General features: G+C 38.2%; 16 protein-coding genes and 1 other annotated feature. Of the genes, 5 read left to right on the forward strand and 11 right to left on the reverse strand.

The window, feature by feature from the left end:
- Window positions 1-46: 46 nt before the first annotated feature.
- Both GQR54_RS05465 and GQR54_RS05470 read right to left on the reverse strand, forming a co-directional pair.
- Complete coding sequence (locus GQR54_RS05465; RefSeq protein WP_166376790.1) at window positions 47-1,696, reverse strand: SpoIIE family protein phosphatase; 1,650 nt, start codon at window positions 1,694-1,696, stop codon at window positions 47-49.
- Window positions 1,696-2,001: an STAS domain-containing protein gene (locus GQR54_RS05470; RefSeq protein WP_002962948.1), complete on the reverse strand. Its 306-nt coding sequence runs from the start codon at window positions 1,999-2,001 to the stop codon at window positions 1,696-1,698. The genes GQR54_RS05465 and GQR54_RS05470 overlap by 1 nt, the downstream gene beginning before the upstream one ends.
- 135 nt (window positions 2,002-2,136) lie before the next feature.
- On the opposite strand from GQR54_RS05470, the gene GQR54_RS05475 reads away from it, so the two are divergent.
- Window positions 2,137-2,466, forward strand: coding sequence for a stress response translation initiation inhibitor YciH (locus GQR54_RS05475; RefSeq protein WP_166376791.1), 330 nt, complete (start codon window positions 2,137-2,139; stop codon window positions 2,464-2,466).
- Window positions 2,467-2,476: 10 nt separating this feature from the next.
- Here GQR54_RS05475 and GQR54_RS05480 read toward each other — a convergent pair whose 3' ends face one another.
- Complete coding sequence (locus tag GQR54_RS05480; protein ID WP_166376792.1) at window positions 2,477-5,491, reverse strand: EAL domain-containing protein; 3,015 nt, start codon at window positions 5,489-5,491, stop codon at window positions 2,477-2,479.
- A 192-nt stretch (window positions 5,492-5,683) separates the two neighbouring features.
- Window positions 5,684-5,801, forward strand: a sequence feature (Phe leader region).
- A gap of 44 nt (window positions 5,802-5,845) precedes the next feature.
- On the opposite strand from GQR54_RS05480, the gene GQR54_RS05485 reads away from it, so the two are divergent.
- Window positions 5,846-7,003, forward strand: a complete 1,158-nt coding sequence (locus GQR54_RS05485; protein WP_166376793.1) for a chorismate mutase — start codon at window positions 5,846-5,848, stop codon at window positions 7,001-7,003.
- A gap of 127 nt (window positions 7,004-7,130) precedes the next feature.
- Here GQR54_RS05485 and tyrA read toward each other — a convergent pair whose 3' ends face one another.
- The 6 genes from tyrA to ffh form a co-directional block, all read right to left on the reverse strand.
- Complete coding sequence (gene tyrA, locus GQR54_RS05490) at window positions 7,131-8,264, reverse strand: bifunctional chorismate mutase/prephenate dehydrogenase (protein ID WP_166376794.1); 1,134 nt, start codon at window positions 8,262-8,264, stop codon at window positions 7,131-7,133.
- 228 nt (window positions 8,265-8,492) lie between these two features.
- Window positions 8,493-8,852, reverse strand: coding sequence for a 50S ribosomal protein L19 (gene rplS / locus GQR54_RS05495; RefSeq protein WP_007581406.1), 360 nt, complete (start codon window positions 8,850-8,852; stop codon window positions 8,493-8,495).
- 33 nt (window positions 8,853-8,885) lie between these two features.
- Window positions 8,886-9,653 carry a tRNA (guanosine(37)-N1)-methyltransferase TrmD gene (gene trmD / locus GQR54_RS05500; protein WP_166376795.1) on the reverse strand — a complete coding sequence of 256 codons (768 nt, stop codon included), beginning with the start codon at window positions 9,651-9,653 and terminating at the stop codon, window positions 8,886-8,888.
- A complete protein-coding gene (rimM, locus tag GQR54_RS05505) occupies window positions 9,653-10,189 on the reverse strand; it encodes a ribosome maturation factor RimM (RefSeq protein ID WP_165734760.1) in 537 nt (178 codons plus the stop codon). The genes trmD and rimM overlap by 1 nt, the downstream gene beginning before the upstream one ends.
- Window positions 10,190-10,206: 17 nt before the next feature.
- A complete protein-coding gene (gene rpsP, locus GQR54_RS05510; protein WP_002962192.1) occupies window positions 10,207-10,455 on the reverse strand; it encodes a 30S ribosomal protein S16 in 249 nt (82 codons plus the stop codon).
- Between the two features lie 260 nt (window positions 10,456-10,715).
- On the reverse strand, window positions 10,716-12,095 hold the full coding sequence (gene ffh / locus GQR54_RS05515) for a signal recognition particle protein (protein ID WP_007581399.1): 1,380 nt from the start codon (window positions 12,093-12,095) through the stop codon (window positions 10,716-10,718).
- Between the two features lie 253 nt (window positions 12,096-12,348).
- On the opposite strand from ffh, the gene ccsA reads away from it, so the two are divergent.
- Window positions 12,349-13,155 carry a cytochrome c biogenesis protein CcsA gene (gene ccsA / locus GQR54_RS05520; RefSeq protein WP_024589411.1) on the forward strand — a complete coding sequence of 269 codons (807 nt, stop codon included), beginning with the start codon at window positions 12,349-12,351 and terminating at the stop codon, window positions 13,153-13,155.
- A gap of 61 nt (window positions 13,156-13,216) precedes the next feature.
- Entirely contained in the window at window positions 13,217-14,485 is a 1,269-nt protein-coding gene (locus GQR54_RS05525; RefSeq protein ID WP_007581396.1) for a CNNM domain-containing protein, read from the forward strand.
- A 48-nt stretch (window positions 14,486-14,533) separates the two neighbouring features.
- On the opposite strand, the gene GQR54_RS05530 is transcribed toward GQR54_RS05525, so the two are convergent.
- Window positions 14,534-15,145, reverse strand: coding sequence for a transglycosylase SLT domain-containing protein (locus GQR54_RS05530; RefSeq protein ID WP_166376796.1), 612 nt, complete (start codon window positions 15,143-15,145; stop codon window positions 14,534-14,536).
- Between the two features lie 145 nt (window positions 15,146-15,290).
- A complete protein-coding gene (gene gshA / locus GQR54_RS05535) occupies window positions 15,291-16,868 on the reverse strand; it encodes a glutamate--cysteine ligase (RefSeq protein WP_166376797.1) in 1,578 nt (525 codons plus the stop codon).
- Window positions 16,869-17,473: 605 nt separating this feature from the next.
- On the opposite strand from gshA, the gene GQR54_RS05540 reads away from it, so the two are divergent.
- Window positions 17,474-19,021, forward strand: a complete 1,548-nt coding sequence (locus GQR54_RS05540; RefSeq protein WP_166376798.1) for a PAS domain-containing methyl-accepting chemotaxis protein — start codon at window positions 17,474-17,476, stop codon at window positions 19,019-19,021.
- The last annotated feature ends 112 nt before the right edge of the window (window positions 19,022-19,133 follow it).

A 19,133-nucleotide genomic window follows, 5' to 3' on the forward strand; every position in this document is an offset into this window, starting at 1 on the left:
ATACATCTAAAGTTTCGAGAATAATAGCATGGATATTTTTACAGAGCTAGCTCAACTTGTAGCACATTTCAACTTGGTTACCACTGGCGTTATAAGTAACTTTTTCGGCTATTTCTTCTAATAAAGACACGCCTCTGCCAAATTCGTTATTAGCCTTTGCCAACTCATCGTGCTTACTACTAAACCCTCGGCCTGAATCGCAAATAATAAAATATAAACTGAGCGTGTCGGGGCAATAGCGCATATCAATAATAATCATGGCATCTGTAAGTTTAGCAAGGGCAGCCTCTCTCAACTCGTAATATCTAAAAAAACCATCTTCTTGTTTTTTAATTTCTGAGTTAAGGCCTAATACACCATGATCAAGCGCATTGTTATAAGCCTCAGACAGCAGTAAAAATATATTAGAACGATGAGTATTTAGCCCCTCAACACTACTTAAAATATTAACGACATCGTAAACGGGGTCTGTTTTTTTTATTTGCTCTGAGTTTAAGCTCAAAGACAAATTAAAAGCCAAAGTAGAAAATGCTTCTCGCTCTTGTTCCTCAGGAATTAAAGGCAGGCAGTTTAGTAAAACAATGCTTAAATCGTCTTGCTGCTTAGTACCATCTGCAAACTTAGTAACATTAGCAACTATGCCTTCACTACTAATCATCGATTTACTTTTTAAGGTTTGTAAAAAACGCTCTTCCCCAAAAAATATATCCTCTTTGTTTGCTGTTTCTATAATTCCGTCGGTTGCTAATACTAGACGTGTATTACTATTTGTTTCAAAATGAATAACTTCGTATTCAAATTCTTGTTCATCTAAAATCCCTAGCGCCATATGCTGTGATTCTAATGTTTGTTTTACATTACCGTCTTTATCTATTAGGTAGGCATCGGGTAAGCCGCCCATCCATGCAGAAACACTTTTACCTGATGCACTAAGCTCTATAATGGTTGCAGCACAAAACATATGCCCAGGTAGTAGGTTGTACAGTAGTGTATTTAGCTCACAGGCAATATCGTTAACCGCCATGCCTTTTTGTACCATAGTATAAAAAACACGAGAAGTTGGTAATGCACCAATAGCTGCAGCAAGGCCGTGACCCGTAAAATCTCCCAACATGCAATACAAATTACCGATTGGGCTTTGCGCTACTAAAAACATATCGCCGTTAAACATAGAGGCCGGTGATAAATTAAAATCTAAATACTCTTTAAACTTACCTTGGTTTTCTAATGAGTTATTAAAGATATGTTCAATTATTTCGTGTTCACGTTCAATTTGATTGTGATGATATTCAAGCAGTTTTTTTTGTTGATTTGCTTTTTTACTCAGTTCTCTGGTGCGAATATGTGCTTTAAGTTTTGCATGCAGAATAACTTTTTCAAATGGTTTATGAATAAAGTCATCACCACCTACTGTAAGGCAGCGCTCAAAGCTTGCTTGATCTTCTAAGGAGGTTATAAAAATAATCGGTAAGTAAACTTCACTATACTGCTGCTTTATTTTTTCAGCAGCTTCAAAACCATTCATTACAGGCATTAAAACATCGAGTAAAACAACGTCTATTTGCTCTCTTTTAAGTACATTAAGCGCATCTAGCCCGTTATAAGCCACTGATATTTTATAACCCTCTTGCTCAAGCATTTTACTTAGTAAAATGCGATTGAGCGCCTGATCATCCACAATTAACACATGTATCATTAGCTAATATCAAACTTCTTATCAAAACGTGAAATTTGTAGAATTTTTCTAAGCTGTGGTTGGCAATTGCTTATTTCGATAGTTTTCACTTGGCTATCAATGGTTTTTTTCATATTAAGTAACATGCCAAGTGCTGAGCTATCCATGTAGTCAGTCTCTCTTAAATCGATAATAACCTTTACAGTTTTTTCGCTCATTTGGGCGTAAGCTTGGCGAAAAGATTGCACTAAATTAAAGTCAAATTTACCTTTGATTTGTATTGTTAATGTAGTGCCATCGACTGATTCATTCTTAGTTAAACTCATATTAAACTCCAATAATATTTCCTTTGAACTAAATATAACCTGTTAAAAGTATTTAGCAAAAAGAAAAACACACAACTTCAAATTTGCTATCATTTACGCCAATATTTAATTAATTTTTATCCATAAAGGTAAGGTATGAGTGATAGTCACTTAGTATATTCAACAAGTACTGGTCGCATTGACCAGCCAAAACCAGAAAAAGAGTTAGTAGCCAAGCTTTTTAAAGATGGTTTTATTCGTATTGAACGTCAAACAAAAGGGCGTAAAGGCAAAGGCGTAATGTTAGTTGTAGGCATTGATCCAAAAGATCACGATTTAAAAAAGTTAGCTAAAACTATAAAAAGCAAAATGGGCCAAGGCGGCGCAGTAAAAGAAGGCATTATTGAAGTACAAGGTGATGACCGCGATAAACTAAAAGCCATTTTAGAAGCGTTAAAATTTAAAGTTAAAATTGCGGGTGGTTAACCCGCATTTATTAATCATTTAATTTGCTATTTGGAAGCTCGCCTAACTTTTCATATAAACTTGGTAAGTCATACTCTGGTATTGGCGGACTAAAATAATATCCTTGCACAATGAAACAATTATTATTTTGTAAAAATTGCATTTGCTCTATTGTCTCAACCCCTTCAGCGACCACGTCTAGCTTTAACTTTTGTGCCATAGCAATAATAGCCGCAGTGATTTCCATATCATTTGTATCCTCAGGGATATCTTTGACAAATGAACGGTCGATTTTCAATATATCGACCGGGAATCGTTTTAAGTAACTAAGCGACGAATAGCCAGTACCAAAGTCATCAATAGAAATAGATATACCTAAGGCTTTAAGCTCATGGAGTTGAGTAATTGCAGCTTCAACATTTCCCATTAGCATACTTTCGGTCAGCTCTAAATGAAGGCGCTTAGCCGAAACACCCGATCTAATTATAATTTTACTCAGTGTTGAGACTAAGTTTGAGTCTTTAAACTGACGAGCCGATAAGTTGATCGATATATTATTTTCTAGGCCTTGTCCTGTTAACCTTACGGCAAAATCACAAGACTCTTTAAGCACCCATTCGCCTAGTTCAACAATAAGACCCGTAGCTTCTGCAATAGGAATGAATTTATCTGGAGGAATTACGCCTTCAGTTGGATGGAACCATCTTAATAGTGCCTCATAGCCAACTACCTGATGGGTACGACTGTCAACTTGGGGTTGGTAGTAAACTACAAACTGTTTTTCTTTTAGCCCTATACGTAGCTCATTTTCAATAAATAAACGCTCATTAGCAGCTGCGTTCAATTCTTGGCTATAAAAATGGAATGTATTACGCCCTTTAGCTTTTGCCTCATACATTGCTAAGTCAGCATGTTTTAATAACTGATCTTCCTCGAGGCTATCGTACGGAGCCATTGTAATACCAATACTCGCGCTCACAATAACTTCATTGCTACCTAGTTTAATTGGGACATTCAATGTTTTTTGAATTGTATTGGCAACATCTGTCGCGTGCTCTTGGCTTTCTATACCACTGAGTAATACTGCGAACTCATCACCACCTAAACGAGCTATGGTGTCTTCTACTCTTAAGCGTTTTTTAAGCCTATTTGCCACTTCAATTAATAATTGGTCGCCAGCATCGTGGCCTAATGTATCGTTAATACGTTTAAATTCGTCTAAATCAAAGTAAAATAATGCAAACGCATAGTGCCCGCGCTCAGCCAATGCCATGGATTTTCGCAATTGCATTCTGAAAAACGTTCTGTTGGCTAGGCCTGTCAGAGTGTCAAAATAAGCGAGTTGCTCCATTTTACGCTGGCTTTCTTTCACAAACGAAATATCTTGTGCAGATGCTACATAGCTGGTTATTTCACCGCCCTCTTCACGAATTGGCGAAACACTTAGAGACACCCAGATCGGCACTTTATTTAAGCCTGCTATTAACGTGTCACCGCGCCAGTAATTACGACTGCGCAATTCAATATCTATGTCTTCCACTAAAATAGACATTTCTGGAGCAATAATATTAAGCAATGGCGCTCTATTAAAGTGACTTTCTGGATAACCTGTCATTTCGAGCATTTTGGGGTTTACGTATTCAATTACAAAGTTTTCGTTAGTGATTACTACGCCAGTACCCGAGAATGCTACAGCTTTAGATAATCGGTTAGCTGCTTTTTCAGCAATTTCTTTTTCCGTAATTCTCTGGTTTAAGCCATCGATAAGTTTGCGAATTTCTACCGTCATGTCTCTAAATGAGCCATTAAGCGTGCCAATTTCATCTTTGTTTTCTGGTGGGAATTCTGTAGTTAACTGACCTTTGCCAAAACTTGTAACTGCATAGACTAATGTGTGTAAACGACGAAGTACTAATTGATAAAGTGCTTGATGAAGCAACAAAGCGACGAGTATTGCATATAAAATAAAGAGTCCAAAAAATTTCATTTTTAAGTCTTGTAATGCTGATAACGTAGATGAACGCTTTTTATATACGCCTATATACCAATCTAAGTCATCAATTTTACGGATATTAATAATATGCGCTTCATCATTTAGTTTAAATGAATTTGCGTATTCAGGTAACTTCACCGCAACTACATCATCAATAATCGACTGGAGCGCTGGGTTCACAAATTCGTTAGTAACGAGTGCTTTATTATCACGACCATAATCAGCTAATAAAGCAGGATTTAGATTAGGATGTGCTAACAATTGTCCTTTACTATTAAAAACAAGTAGATGCTTTTCTTTATCGCCAACAGGTAAAAACGAAATAAGCTTATTGAGGGAAATATCGCTTCCCGTTACACCTAAAAACTCATTATCTATATAAACAGGGACTAATAAGCTTATAACCCATTTTCTCCATACTGTATCGTAATAAACTTTTGACCATGTAGGCTCTCGTACTGTTCCTAATGTACTTTTTATGTGTTTATACGTTGTTTCATCCGTAACCCTAAACCCAGATGGTGCGTTTAGTGCCCAATTTGGAGGAGAAACACGAATAAAATCATCATCGGTTATTAGATAGAAGTTAAAAAAGTCATGTACCAGAGTCGGAGAAATTATACGCCACAACATTTCAGAATCATTAAATAGGCGTTTATAAAAAGGAGAGTAATTTTGCTGTGGTAAAAATGCGGCTGATAAACCGTCAGCTGAAGCGCTTCGAATTGTACCATCACTATTAAATTTTAACTGTGATTTACTACTTAAATTAATTGGTGAATTAGGTTGAAAAAGTTGCTCGATTACTACTTTATTAGCTTGCTGAGCAATATTTATTTTTGTTTTAATGCGCTCATTAAATTGCTTTACTAATAAATCTGTCGAGCTTTTCAACACCCCGTGCTCTTCAAAAACAAGTTGTTTTTCTTCTGATTTGAGCATTAAGGCAGCCGCACATACTCCCGCTATTAAACAAATAGCAGATATGAGTAGCGATAGTTTTACACTTAAAGAATTCAATCCAAAACGCGATGGAGGGCGTCTGTAAACCACAGGTCAACCTTAATCATTAGTAGTTGTTATTATTTGAACCAGTTAACGAAATATACCAGATCCGCATTCATATTTATAAATTATTTGTAAACTTTCTATAAAAACTAAAATGAAGAAATAAATAGTACTCTAAGCTTATTTAGATCTTTATTGACATTGTTAGCAACTCTCCATACATTAACTGTATGAACACATTTATCTCTCGCACTTTTTTTTCGTTTTTTAGCTTCTTTATATAGAAGAGGCTTCCCTGTTTGTGAGATAAAATCAATCGAATAGTAAAGCCTCCCAACCGGGAGGCTTTTTTGTTTTTGCTGTGTAATAACAGCTTACTTTTGGAATGAGGATACCAAAATGACAAATGATGTTTTAAATACCCTAAGACACGATATAAATGAAATAGACTCCGATTTACTCGTGTTATTAGCTAAACGTCGTCGCATTAGCCACGGCGTGGTTGAGTACAAAATTGCTAACAACAAACCAATTCGCGATGAAGTACGTGAACTCGCACTTTTAGAGAAACTGATTGGTTATGGTAAATCACTAGGTTTAGATGCTTACTATGTGAATAATGTTTTCCAAACTATTTTGGAAGACTCTGTTTTACACCAACAAGCAATGCTACAAAAAAACCTGAATCCAGATGCCCTTAGTGAAACACACCGTGTAACTTACTTAGGTGGTCAAGGCTCTTATAGCCAACTAGCATGTCATAAATATTTTAGCCGCCGCCCGGGTAAATTAGTTGAAATTGGCTGTACATCGTTTGACAAAATAACAGGTAAAGTAGAAAATGGGCAAGCTGATTTTGGTTTATTACCCATTGAAAACACAAGCTCTGGCAGTATTAACGAGGTGTTTGACTTATTACAGCACGCGCAAGTGTCCATTGTTGGAGAAGTAACTCACAGTGTAGAGCATTGCTTACTCGCAAACCCTGAGACTGAACTTAGTCAACTAACAAAAATATTTGCACACCCACAACCATTTGCACAGTGCAGTCGCTTCTTGCAAGGCTTAGGGGATTTACAACACGAAACATGTGACTCAACATCAAGCGCACTACAATCAGCTCTGAACACACCATACAGTGCTGCAATTGGATCTGCACAAGCGGGGAAAAATGTAGGGCTTGAGGTTATTAAATCAAACCTAGCTAATCAAAGCGAAAACCATAGCCGCTTTATTGTTGTTGCACGTAAGCCTCTACAAGTGTCTAACCAAATACCAACTAAAACTAGTTTGATCATGTCGACAAAACAGCAAGCGGGCTCACTAGCCGATGCGTTAATGATTTTTAAACAGCATAAGATTAATTTAGTAAAACTTGAATCTCGCCCTACTCCGGGTAATCCGTGGGAAGAAGTTTTTTATGTTGACCTAGAAGCAAACTTAGCCGAAAGCCAAGTAAAAGAAGCGCTGGAAGAACTTAAAGAGCACACCCAATATGTACGTATTTTAGGATGCTACCAAAGCGAGTCATTGCAGGCAGTAAGCGTTAATACTTAATAAGCAATTTTATAAATCAAAAAGGGCCGATACAGGCCCTTTTTCGTTAACTAGTACCAGTCTGCATAAATATTTTAGCAATTTAACGAATTAAATCCCCATACTTAAGCAAACGGTATAACAAATATTAATCTAAAACTTTTGAATCATTCGCTTTATTTAATAAGCTTCTGCTTTGCGTTAAAAAGTGTTCTGTCGAGTCAGAAAAGTAAACTTTCGCCTGCGCAAAAGAATCAATAAGCGCTGCTTTATCTCCCGCTTTTAATTTTGCTAATGTACTTGCAAAGGTATCTTGGTACTGTGCAAGTAAGGTTTCTACATCATCGAATTGTGCTAGCATAATATCTGAGTACAGCTCAGGCGACTGTGCAAATAAACGCCCTACCATCATCAGTTCTAATTGATATATAGGTGACGAGCAGCTACGTAATTCTTCTAGTGTATGACTTTGTTTTGCTAAAAATTGTCCGTACACAAATGTCGTTAAATGGCGCATTACCTGAATAATTTGCATTGCTTCATCATGCTTTTTAGCATCAAGCTCAACAAGCTGACAACCCCATACTTGTAACTGTTGTAACAAGCCTTTTGCCGCTTGGTGCTCTCGCCCTTCACATACAACCACAGTTTGTTTTACCCAGTGTGATATATCAGGCCCAAACATTGGATGCAAACCAACCACAGGACCACTGTGCGCAGCTTTTAATGCTTTAATAGGCGACTGCTTTACCGATGTAATATCTACAAGTAAACTGTCATCATCTAGTTTAGGTAACTTAGCAACGACAGCATCCAATGCATTAATAGGTACGCTAATCATTACCAGCTTGGCACCTTTTAAAATACTTTTAGCATCGTTTTGCTGATCTTTATCTAAGATTTTAACTTCGTAACCTGAGCGAATAAACTGCTGTGCAAATAACTGGCCCATGGCACCTTGACCACCCACAATTACAATTGGCGAAAGCTCTGGCGCTGCGCATGCAAGTTTTGCTTGTTGGTTTTGATAAGCTTCTCGCATCATGCGTCTTAGTATATCTTCCACGAGATCTGGGCTTACATTTTGATTTATTGCTTCTTGTCGTCTTGCCGCTAATAGCTCTGCTTCACGGACAGGTGCATGTAAAGGCGCGCCTGTTTGTTGTTTTACCTCACCAATTTTTTGCGTAATACCATTACGTTTAGCGAGTAAGGCAACAAGTTGTGCATCGCATTCATCTATACCTTCTCTTAGCTGTGCTAAATCACTTATGTCAGCCACGTTCGTCCCACCTTAAAAAACCAAATAACGTAAATATAAATTTACATAAAAGTAAACTAATCAATACGATAAATACTAACAGGATCAGCTAACTGAGAAAAGGCTAAAGCGGAAATTTTACTAATGAGGAATTGAGAATTGAGAATTGAGAAAATAATATTCTAAAACCAAAACGGGTTGCAACCCGAAGGATGCAACCCGTTTTTTTGCGTTGATAAACAGCGCGTATTAGTTAAGTTTTTCTCTAATACGTGCAGATTTACCAGAACGCTCACGTAGATAGTAAAGCTTAGCACGGCGAACTGCACCGCGACGCTTAACTGTTACGCTATCAATAAGAGGGCTGTGCGTTTGGAATACACGCTCAACGCCTTCACCGTTCGAGATTTTACGAACAGTGAATGCTGAGTGAAGACCACGATTACGCTTAGCGATTACAACACCTTCAAAGGCCTGTAGACGCTCTTTAGCACCTTCTTTTACTTTTACCTGTACAACCACTGTATCACCAGGGCCAAATGCAGGTACGTCTGTTTTAAGCTGCTCATCTTCAAGCGCTTTAATAATATTTTGGTTTACTTTTGCCATTATGTTTCTCACTTTCCTAGGTGTAACTGTCTTCTAGCCACAAGCTTTTTGGTACTCTTGCTGAAATTTCGCGAGTAATACCGCTTGCTCCTCAGTCAGAGCTAGGTTATGCAACAAGTCAGGACGTCGTAGCCAAGTTCTGCCTAATGACTGCATAAGCCGCCATTTTGCTATCTCTTGGTGGTTGCCACTGAGTAATACAGCAGGAACCTGTTTGTCGTCCAATGTTTCTGGTCGTGTATAGTGTGGACAATCTAACAAGCCATCCGAAAATGAATCTTGTTCTGCTGACTGGTTATGACCTAATACACCTGGCACTAATCGCGCTACTGCGTCAATTAATGTCATGGCAGGTAGTTCACCACCACTCAAAATAAAATCACCAATTGACCATTCTTCGTCAACATATGATTCTATTATTCTCTCATCTATACCTTCATAGCGACCGGCAATCAAAATCAGTTTTTTAGAGTTAGCGAGTTCGCTAGCACCTTGCTGATCAAGTTTGCGCCCTTGCGGGGACATATAAATTACTTTAGCACCATCACCAGCTGCTTTTTTAGCTTCGGCAATCGCTTTTTTTAATGGTTCAACCATCATTAACATACCAGGTCCGCCCCCGTAAGGACGGTCATCTACGGTTCTATGCTTATCTAAAGCGTAGTCTCGCGGATTCCAGCAGTGAAAATCAATTAAGCCATTTTTTACTGCGCGACCGGTAACACCTTGGTCTGTAATAGCGTCAAACATGTCTGGAAAAAGGCTTATCACCCCTACCCATAATGAACTAGTTTGCGTCATTAAAAACCAGGATCCCAGTCTACGGTAATTTCTCTTGCGTCGTATTTAACGTCTTTAATAACTGAATCAGTTAAAAAAGGAATCAAACGCTCAGCTTGACCAAATGCGTCTTTACTGTTTGCTTTAACAACCAGTACGTCATTTGATCCTGTCTCCATCAGGTCATCAACAATGCCTAAGCTATAACCTTTATCGGTTACAACAGACATGCCAATGAGATCTCGCCAATAGAACTCACCTTGCGGGAGTTCTGGTAAATGCGCTGCATCCATTGAGATTTCAGCATGGGTATAAGCCATTGCTTCGTCTCGGTCGTTTACCTGCGCAAATTTAGCGATAAAGCCTTTGTTGTGGCGACGCCAGTCGACCACTTCTAAGGACTGCCATTTACCTTGCTGCCCTATCAACCACGGGCTGAAATCGAAGATCCCTACGGGATCATCAGTAAATGAATGTACCTTAAGCCAGCCCTTTATACCATATGGGGCACCGAGCTTTCCTACGACAATTATTGATGAGGTGTTCTCTTGACTCATGGTTACACTTACGCCTATTAAGCCGCTTTACGAGCGTCTTTTACTAACTTAGCTACGCGATCTGAAAGAGATGCGCCCTGACCTACCCAGTGTTCAACACGTGGTAAATCTAAACGAATTTTTTCTTCTTGACCTGAAGCAATTGGGTTAAAAAAGCCTACTTTCTCGATGAAGCGACCGTCACGCGAGAAACGGCTATCCGCAACCACAATTTGATAGAAAGGGCGTTTTTTAGCGCCACCACGTTGCAAACGAATAGTTACCATACCGTCCTCTATAAAGATTGACTGTTTTCATTAATAAGATTTACTCCCCAGAATGGGGAGCTGGGGAATTGTACGAGTTTTTGGCAATAACGCAAGTAAGAAGTGAACCAAAAAGGCAGTTTAGTAGGTTAAACCGTGATCTCAACGACAAATAAGAGTTAAAAGTGTATTACATGCATAATTTATTCAACAAAAAAGGAGCTATTTGCTCCTTTAAATATGATTCGCTATTATTTTAAAAAGTAACTTAATGGTACTTTTTAAAATTTAGGACCGCCGCCGCCCATCATTCCAGGTGGTAACATGCCTTTCATACCGCGCATCATTTTAGTCATGCCGCCTTTACCTTTCATTTTTTTCATCATTTTTTGCATTTGCGTAAACTGCTTAAGCAACTTATTAATCTCTTGTACTTGTGTACCAGAGCCAGCTGCTATGCGTTTTTTACGCGAACCTTTAATGATTTCTGGGCGTGCACGCTCTTTTTTAGTCATAGAGCTAATAATAGCTTCCATTTGGATAAATGTTTTATCACCCATTTGACCTTTAACAGCATCTGGTAAGTTAGACATACCGGGGAGCTTATCAAGCATTGACATCATGCCACCCATGCTTTTCATTTGCTTTAATTGGTCAGCAAAATCATCAAGAGTAAAACCTGCGCCTTTAAATACTTTTTCAGCAACTCTAGCAGCTTGCTCTTTATCTACTTTCATCTCGACTTCTTCGATTAATGAAAGTACGTCACCCATGCCTAAAATACGCGACGCTATACGGTCTGGGTGGAAAGGTTCAAGTGCGTCAGTGCGCTCACCCACACCCATAAACTTAATAGGCTTGCCAGTGATGTGACGAATAGATAAAGCAGCACCACCACGCGCATCACCATCGGTTTTTGTTAATATAACACCGGTAAGTGGTAATGCTTCGTCGAATGCTTTAGCTGTATTCGCCGCATCTTGACCTGTCATTGCATCAACAACGAACAAGGTTTCAATTGGATTGATTGCTTTATGAAGATCTTTAATTTCATCCATCATGTTGCTATCAACATGTAGACGACCTGCAGTATCAACAAGTACTACATCTATAAATTTCTTTTTAGCATGAGAAATTGCAGCGGTTGCAATATCAACTGGCTTTTGCGAAATATCACTTGGGAAAAAATCAACATCAACTTCTGCTGCAAGCGTTTCTAGCTGTTTAATAGCCGCAGGGCGATAAACATCGGCACTTACTACAAGTACTGATTTCTTTTTTCGTTCTTTTAAAAACTTAGCAAGCTTAGCTACACTGGTGGTTTTACCCGCACCTTGTAGACCCGCAACCATTACAACGGCTGGCGGTTGCGCATTTAGACTTAGCTCTTCATTAGCCTCGCCCATTGCTTTTTCTAGTTCTTCACGCACTATTTTTATAAATACTTGGCCTGGGCTTAAGCTTTTTGTAACTTCAACCCCAACTGCACGTTCTTTAACTTGTTTTACAAAGTCGCGAACAACAGGCAATGCCACATCGGCTTCTAAAAATGCCATACGCACTTCGCGAAGTGTGTCTTTTATGTTGTCTTCCGTCAGACGGCCACGGCCACTGATATTTTTTAAGGTTTTACCTAATCGTTCTTGGAGGTTCTCAAACATGTAACGGTTCCGATAAGACGTTTATATCAATCCATTTAAATTTCACGATTAATTTGATTTTTCAATTAACCTAGATTGACTTATTAAGTTTCAATTAAAAGTAGTATACCGTATATGGCGTCTTACAATATAGTGTTCAAGTGCACCTTGATGAGTTTCTTTTTTTAAGGTCTATGCATTTGCTTTGCTATAAAATACAATGGCTATATAACAACAAGGATTATTTTGTCTCAAATTAAGTGGCCCAAGCACAATGCTGATTATTAGTTTAACTATTATTGCCAGTTTATTTTATGTGTTAGCAACGTCTCACGTGCTTTCACGCCTGTTTCATCAACAAGGCCCAAGCCAAAAAGTAACCGTTATTTTAAGCACGGTTGCTATAGTGGCGCACATGCTGCTGTTAGTTAACTCTGTTTTTAGAGCCGACGGTCAAGATTTAAGTATCGTAAACGTCGCTCTTTTGACGTGCTGGGTGATTGTGGTCTCGGTGACGGCTGTCTCGCTAAAATTCCCTGCAACTTTATTGTTGCCCGTTGTTTATGGTTTTGGTGCCTTACTAACCATTGCCAGTTTATTTATACCTCATCATATTTTATTGCAAAGTATTAATATTGAGGTGGGTTTAGTAACGCACATCTCTTTATCTTTGTTAGCCTACTGTATTTTAATTATCGCTACTTTATACGGTGTACAGTTTTACTTTATTGATAAACGTTTAAAACGTAAAGATTTAGCAATTGTGCATAGCCATCTTCCGCCTTTAATGGTTGTGGAGCGCCAGCTTTACCAACTTCTTAATTTAGGCACTATATTACTCACATTTGCATTACTTTCAGGGTTTGTATTTCTTGATGGAATGTTCGCTAAAGAGTTCATTCATAAAACAATATTATCGTTAGTTGCGTGGGCTATTTTTACCGTTGTAGCTATCGGGCATATGAAAAAGGGTTGGCGCGGTAAACCGGTGGTTATTACAATCATGGTCGCTGCATTTGTCCTCACACTCGCTTATTTTGGCAGCCGTTTTATACAAGAAGTGATACTAAATAAGTTTTAACTTGACTCTGCTTGCTCACTCTAGCTTAATACGCATTGATTTATAAGAAAAGGATCCATCGTTGGACGACATATCGACAAGTACCCTATTTATCATTTTAGGTTTTTTGGTGCTTTTTTCTGCTTATTTTTCTGGTTCAGAAACCGGAATTATGTCAATCAATCGTATACGCCTGCGACACCTCGCTAAAGAGGATCATCGTGCAGCTAAACGAGTCAGTAAATTACTTAGCCGTCCAGATAGGCTCATCGGTTTAATTTTAATCGGTAATAATCTTGTTAATATAGCAGCAGCCCAAGTTGCAACCATTATAGGTATTCGCCTTTACGGTGACCTCGGTATTGCAATAGCTACAGGTGTGTTAACTTTAGTCGTGCTTATATTTGCTGAAGTAACCCCTAAAACCCTTGCTGCTCTTTATCCTGAAAAAGTTGCCTTTCCAAGCTCTATTATTTTAAAAGGGCTACTTAAAATAATGTTCCCTTTTGTGGTTGTTATTAACTGGATGACCAACGGAATATTGCGATTATTTGGTATTAGTGCCGCACAAATCGACGAACACAGCATGAGTAAAGAAGAATTAAAAACAGTACTCAATGAGTCAGGCGCACTTATTCCTGCTCGTCATCAAAGTATGCTGACTTCAATTTTAGATTTAGAACAAGTAACCGTTGAAGATATTATGATCCCACGAAACGAAATTGTGGCCATTGATATAAATGACGATTGGAAACTAATTAGTCGCCAGCTTACCCATGCACAACATACTCGTGTGTTGTTGTATCGCGATAACATAGATGATGCAGTAGGTTTTATTCACTCACGTGATGCGCTTCGTCTACTTACAAAAGAGCAATTTGATAAACCATCTTTGCTACGAGCTGTACGTGAAATTTACTTTATCCCTGAAGGAACATCACTAAATACTCAGCTATTAAAGTTTCAGCAATCTAAAGAACGCATAGGCTTAGTGGTAGATGAGTATGGCGACATCCAAGGCCTAGTGACCCTAGAAGATATTTTAGAAGAAGTTGTTGGCGATTTCACAACTACGCAAACTCGTACGCCGAGCGAAGAAGTAGAAACACAAACTGATGGCTCATGTATTGTGGATGGCGGCGCTAACGTACGCGATTTAAATAAAGAAATGGGTTGGGATTTCCCGCTCGATGGACCTAAAACTTTGAGTGGTTTAATTGTTGAATACTTGGAGAATATTCCTGATGCAAATATTAGTTTGCGTATCGCGGGATATCCTATTGAAGTACTCGAAGTAAAAGAAAATATGATAAAACAAGTGAAGATACTGCCGAATAAGCGTTCTCGCTAAATAAAAAAGGAGCCAATTGGCTCCTTTTTTATATCCATTAATAACTATCTAGCCAAATATAAGACGCTCAAACCAACCTTTATCAAGCTCGTCTTCACAGCGCTTTAATTGCGCGCCATAACGGCTCGCTCTGTGTTTAACTTTGTTTGCTACACCCATTAACCACTTTTTCTTTTTGTACGTGCCACGCTTATATCCACCCCAACCTTCATGGTAATTAAGGTACTGTGCGTAAGCATCCCATTTAGAGATTTTATTTACCTTATGGGTTTTATAAACAAACCACGCCATAAAGTCGATTGCATCGTCAAAGTCATCTCTATCAGCACCGTTGTTGCCTGTTTCACGAATATAATCAGACCATGTTGGTGTTTTAGCTTGCGAGTAACCGTAGGCATCACTTGCGCGACCGGTAGGAATTATCCATAAGAAGTACTCCATAGGCGGAGCGGCATCATGCTTAAATGAGCTTTCTTGGTACATCATACTCATAAGTACATGCTTGGGAGAACCCCATTTTTCTTGTGCATCTTTTGCGTCGAAATACCAATCTGGCTTTTCTTCAAAGATTTTACATAAATCGTTAGGTTGCTTTGGAGGTGCTGTAGCACAACCGGCTAAAGTAATGACGAGAGATAGGATAATTGCATTTTTTTTCATTTTTCTAAGATCTCACAGAACTTTTTTATAAAGTGTGGGTCTGACTCAATGAATGCAGCAGTACAGCATTAATTCATCCCTGAATATATTTACGCAGCCAACTTAGGCTGCGTTTTTTTTGCTTAAAAGTTGCTAAATACCAAGGTTATTTACCGTCAAAATACGCATCTAAAAACGCGGTAAATGACTGGGTATCTGCTTGCTCAATTGCAGCTTGTGCTTCGTTAGACTCTACAACTTGTTGTTCCAGCCAAGGCTTTAAAAACTCGCTGTAGTCAGTGTCTGCGTGGCTTTGCTTATATTTACTAGCCAATGCTAGTGCAAAGTGGCCGTTGTCTAAACCAGACTCTTTTAATTGTGACACGTAACGTCCAGAGTAAGTAAACTCTGGATTATGTATCCACGTTGCCATGCGCTTTATAGTATCTGAGTAATAGTTAACACCATAAGCATTATCCATCCATTTAGCGACATCTGTAAGCTGGGTAAATATTTCATCGCCCCACGACTGAAGGCTACGCTGTGTGTTATTAAAGTTAAGCATTAGCCCTTCTTCTCGACCTTGGTTTACTACTGTATCGAGATTTTCAGTACTACGTGCTTGTTCTTTCCAATCCATTGGAGCTGAATCTTTTAATAAACAATACGTTAAAAACACATCTAAAAAGTGAATTTGCTCAATATCAATACCAACTTCGCTAAACGGGTTAACGTCTAATGCGCGAATTTCTACGTATTCAATGCCTGCTCGAAGCAATGCATCCGTTGGCGTTTCGCCACTTTTCGCATTACGCTTAGGACGAATTGGCGAGTAAAATTCGTTTTCAATCTGCAGAATATTTTTATTTAACTGCTTAGGGTTTTCACTCTTGTAGTCATCAAGATCACCATAAATTTCTGATGGTGTGTTGATTGCTTTTTTAAGGCCCGCTACATATTCATCTAACGAGTTATACATTACGCGTAGTGACGACTGAGCGCTATTTGTATAACCTAAATTACCTAAACGCAGTGCTGTACCAACTTCTAAGTAAAGCGTGCCTTTACCTAGTTTTTTAAATGGTAAGTCGGTTTTTCGCCCTTGCAAAAATGAGTTACACAATGCTGGCGATGCGCCAAACATGTAACTTATTAGCCATAGTTCGCGTTTAAAGTTACGAATAAGCGATAAGTAACCTTCTGAAATAAAATCTTGAAGGCTTGCATTGCTTTTTTGTAAAGAATAAAGTGACTGCCAAAGCGTATCTGGGAATGAAATGTTAAAGTGAACACCTGCAATTGCTTGCATCATACTACCGTAGCGATTTTTTAATCCTTCACGGTATAGTGTTTTCATTTGACCAGTATTTGAACTACCAAATTGAGCTAGCACTATATCGTCTTGGTGCTCAATAAAACACGGCATACTAATGGGCCAAAGTAGTTCATCGCCCATTTTTTCTAGAGTGAACTTTTGAAGGTCTTTTAATTGCTTAAGCGTTTGCGTTGACGATTCACTAACTGGAGTAATAAATTCAAGTAAAGACTCAGAAAAATCAGTTGTGATATGGCCGTTAGTTAACGCACTGCCCACACCTTTTGGGTGACCTTGAGGTGATATTGCACCATTATCTTGTATTCTTAGCGACTCTCGCTCTATGCCACGTTTAATGCCTTTAACTGCATGTTGGTGCTCATTTACTGATAACGCTTCAAGTGCGTTAGCTAAATCATGTGTTGTCAAAAAATCTTTCCTCGGGCCACGTGGCTTAATCATAAGGTTATGGGGGCTAATTACTTAGACTCAAGATTAATACCAATTTTATTGAAAATATGATCATTCTATCGCATTAAATAGCGCGCTCACTGCCTCAGAAATTATTCATATAGAACAACTACATGTCATAATTTCGCCTTGTTATTGTGCTATTTTCTTAGCGCTATAATAGATCACTTATTTAATGCAACTGGTATAAATTGCTAAGAACAATATAATTTTTCAAAACCCATAATTATCTACCCACTTAATATATGTGTTTGATATGACCAACATCATTATATTAAGTCGTAATATTATATTAAGTCGTAATATTGCCATTGCTCAGAGCATTATACAAATGCTTTAAATGCGTATTGAAGTATAAATTAAATACTCAAAATATAAGCCTTAAATAACAGACCGGAACTTATTCAAAATAACTTCAATTTAGCTACCCGATATTTAAATTTGATCTAGATCAATAAAAACAATTATTTAACTTATGAGCATAAAAGGAAATACACTATTTTTTGCTTTATATATTGTAACCAATATAATGACAGCAACAATAAAGGATGATAATAAATATAATGCACAATAATAAAAGCTTAAAAAATGAAGAAGTATACTTTGATGAGTCACAAGAGCTTGTTTCTACTACCGACCTCAAAGGTGTAATAACGTACGTCAATCAAGAGTTTTGTTCCATAGCCGGGTATAGCGCGCAAGAGCTTATTGGTCAGCATCATAATATTGTTCGTCACCCTGATATGCCAAAAGCGGCCTTTAAAGAAATGTGGGCAACATTAAAACAAGAACACTCGTGGCGCGGCATGGTTAAAAACCGTTGTAAAGATGGCCGTTATTATTGGGTAGATGCCTTTGTAACTCCTATTTTTGAACATGGCCGACTTGTTGGTTATCAATCTGTAAGAACCAAAGCGAGTTCTCAACTTAAACAACGTGCACAAACTCTTTACAACAAAATAAATACCAACAAGTCATTATTTAATCTACGAGAACACACCACAGTAAGACAAAGCATTACTTTTATATGCCTATTACTTTGGCTAATTTTTCTTGCAGTCACAGGATCAATCACTATAGCTGCAATTAGCCTATTTGTTTGCGCTTTAGTTATTGCACTAAATTATGACGAACTCATTGTTACTCCTAAAATATTACGTGAACAAAAAGCAAAAGCCGATTCAGTCTCTCGCTATATTTACAGCGGCCACACACCCCACAGCATAAGTGATTATAGAGAGCAAATGCTGAGCGCAAAATTGCGCACGGTTCTTGGCCGTATGAAAGACTCTACATTAAGCTTTAATGGCATTGCGACTGATCTAGATAAACAATCAGCACTTACTGAAAAAGGCATTTCTTCGCAAGGTGAGCGTTTAGAACAAATTGCATCAGCGATGACTCAAATGAGCTCCACCATTGGTGAAATATCAGTAAATACGGCTCAAACAGCTGATAAAGTGAATAACACTCATCAAAGTTGCTCTGAGATAAAAGACCATATTGCAGATAATAGTAAAATGGTATCTGATTTAGCTTCTCAAGTAGAAAAGGCTGCAACCACAGCCACCAGCTTAGCCTCTGAAGCCGATAAGATTGGTAAGGTAATGAGTGAAATAGAGGGAATTGCCGATCAAACTAACTTACTTGCTCTTAATGCAGCGATTGAAGCAGCTAGAGCGGGAGAACATGGTCGAGGCTTTGCTGTCGTCGCCGACGAGGTAAGGACTCTTTCGTCACGCACTCAAAATGCTACGACACAAATCCATAGTTCTATTAAAGAAATACAAGACACTTTATTTAGCTGGTCCAAAGTAATGCAAAGCACTAAAGCACAAGCCGATAATTGTGTGCTGACAACCGATAAAACCCAAGTTGAATTAGAGGGGATTTTTATCCAAATCAGTGAAATATCTCACTTGGCAATACAAATATCATCCGCTGCAGAAGAGCAACAAATGGTTAGTAACGACATTAGTAATAATGTTTCGCAAATTAAAGACTTTGGTGATAACAACTTAAGTTTAAGCTTTAATGTGGCAAAAGGTGCTGCTGAACTTGTTGAAGGTTCACGTAGGGTGAACGATTTATTACTCACCTTTAAAGTTTAAAAACGTTAAAAAGCCGCTATTTCAGCTAACACCGATCAGTTAAGGTATTTTTGATCGGTTGACCGATCTTTTGGTTGCTTCACAATACCCTTATCATCTTTTGATTATGAGG

The sequence above is a fragment of the Pseudoalteromonas sp. Z9A4 genome, assembly GCF_011378845.1.
Classification (GTDB): domain Bacteria; phylum Pseudomonadota; class Gammaproteobacteria; order Enterobacterales; family Alteromonadaceae; genus Pseudoalteromonas; species Pseudoalteromonas arctica.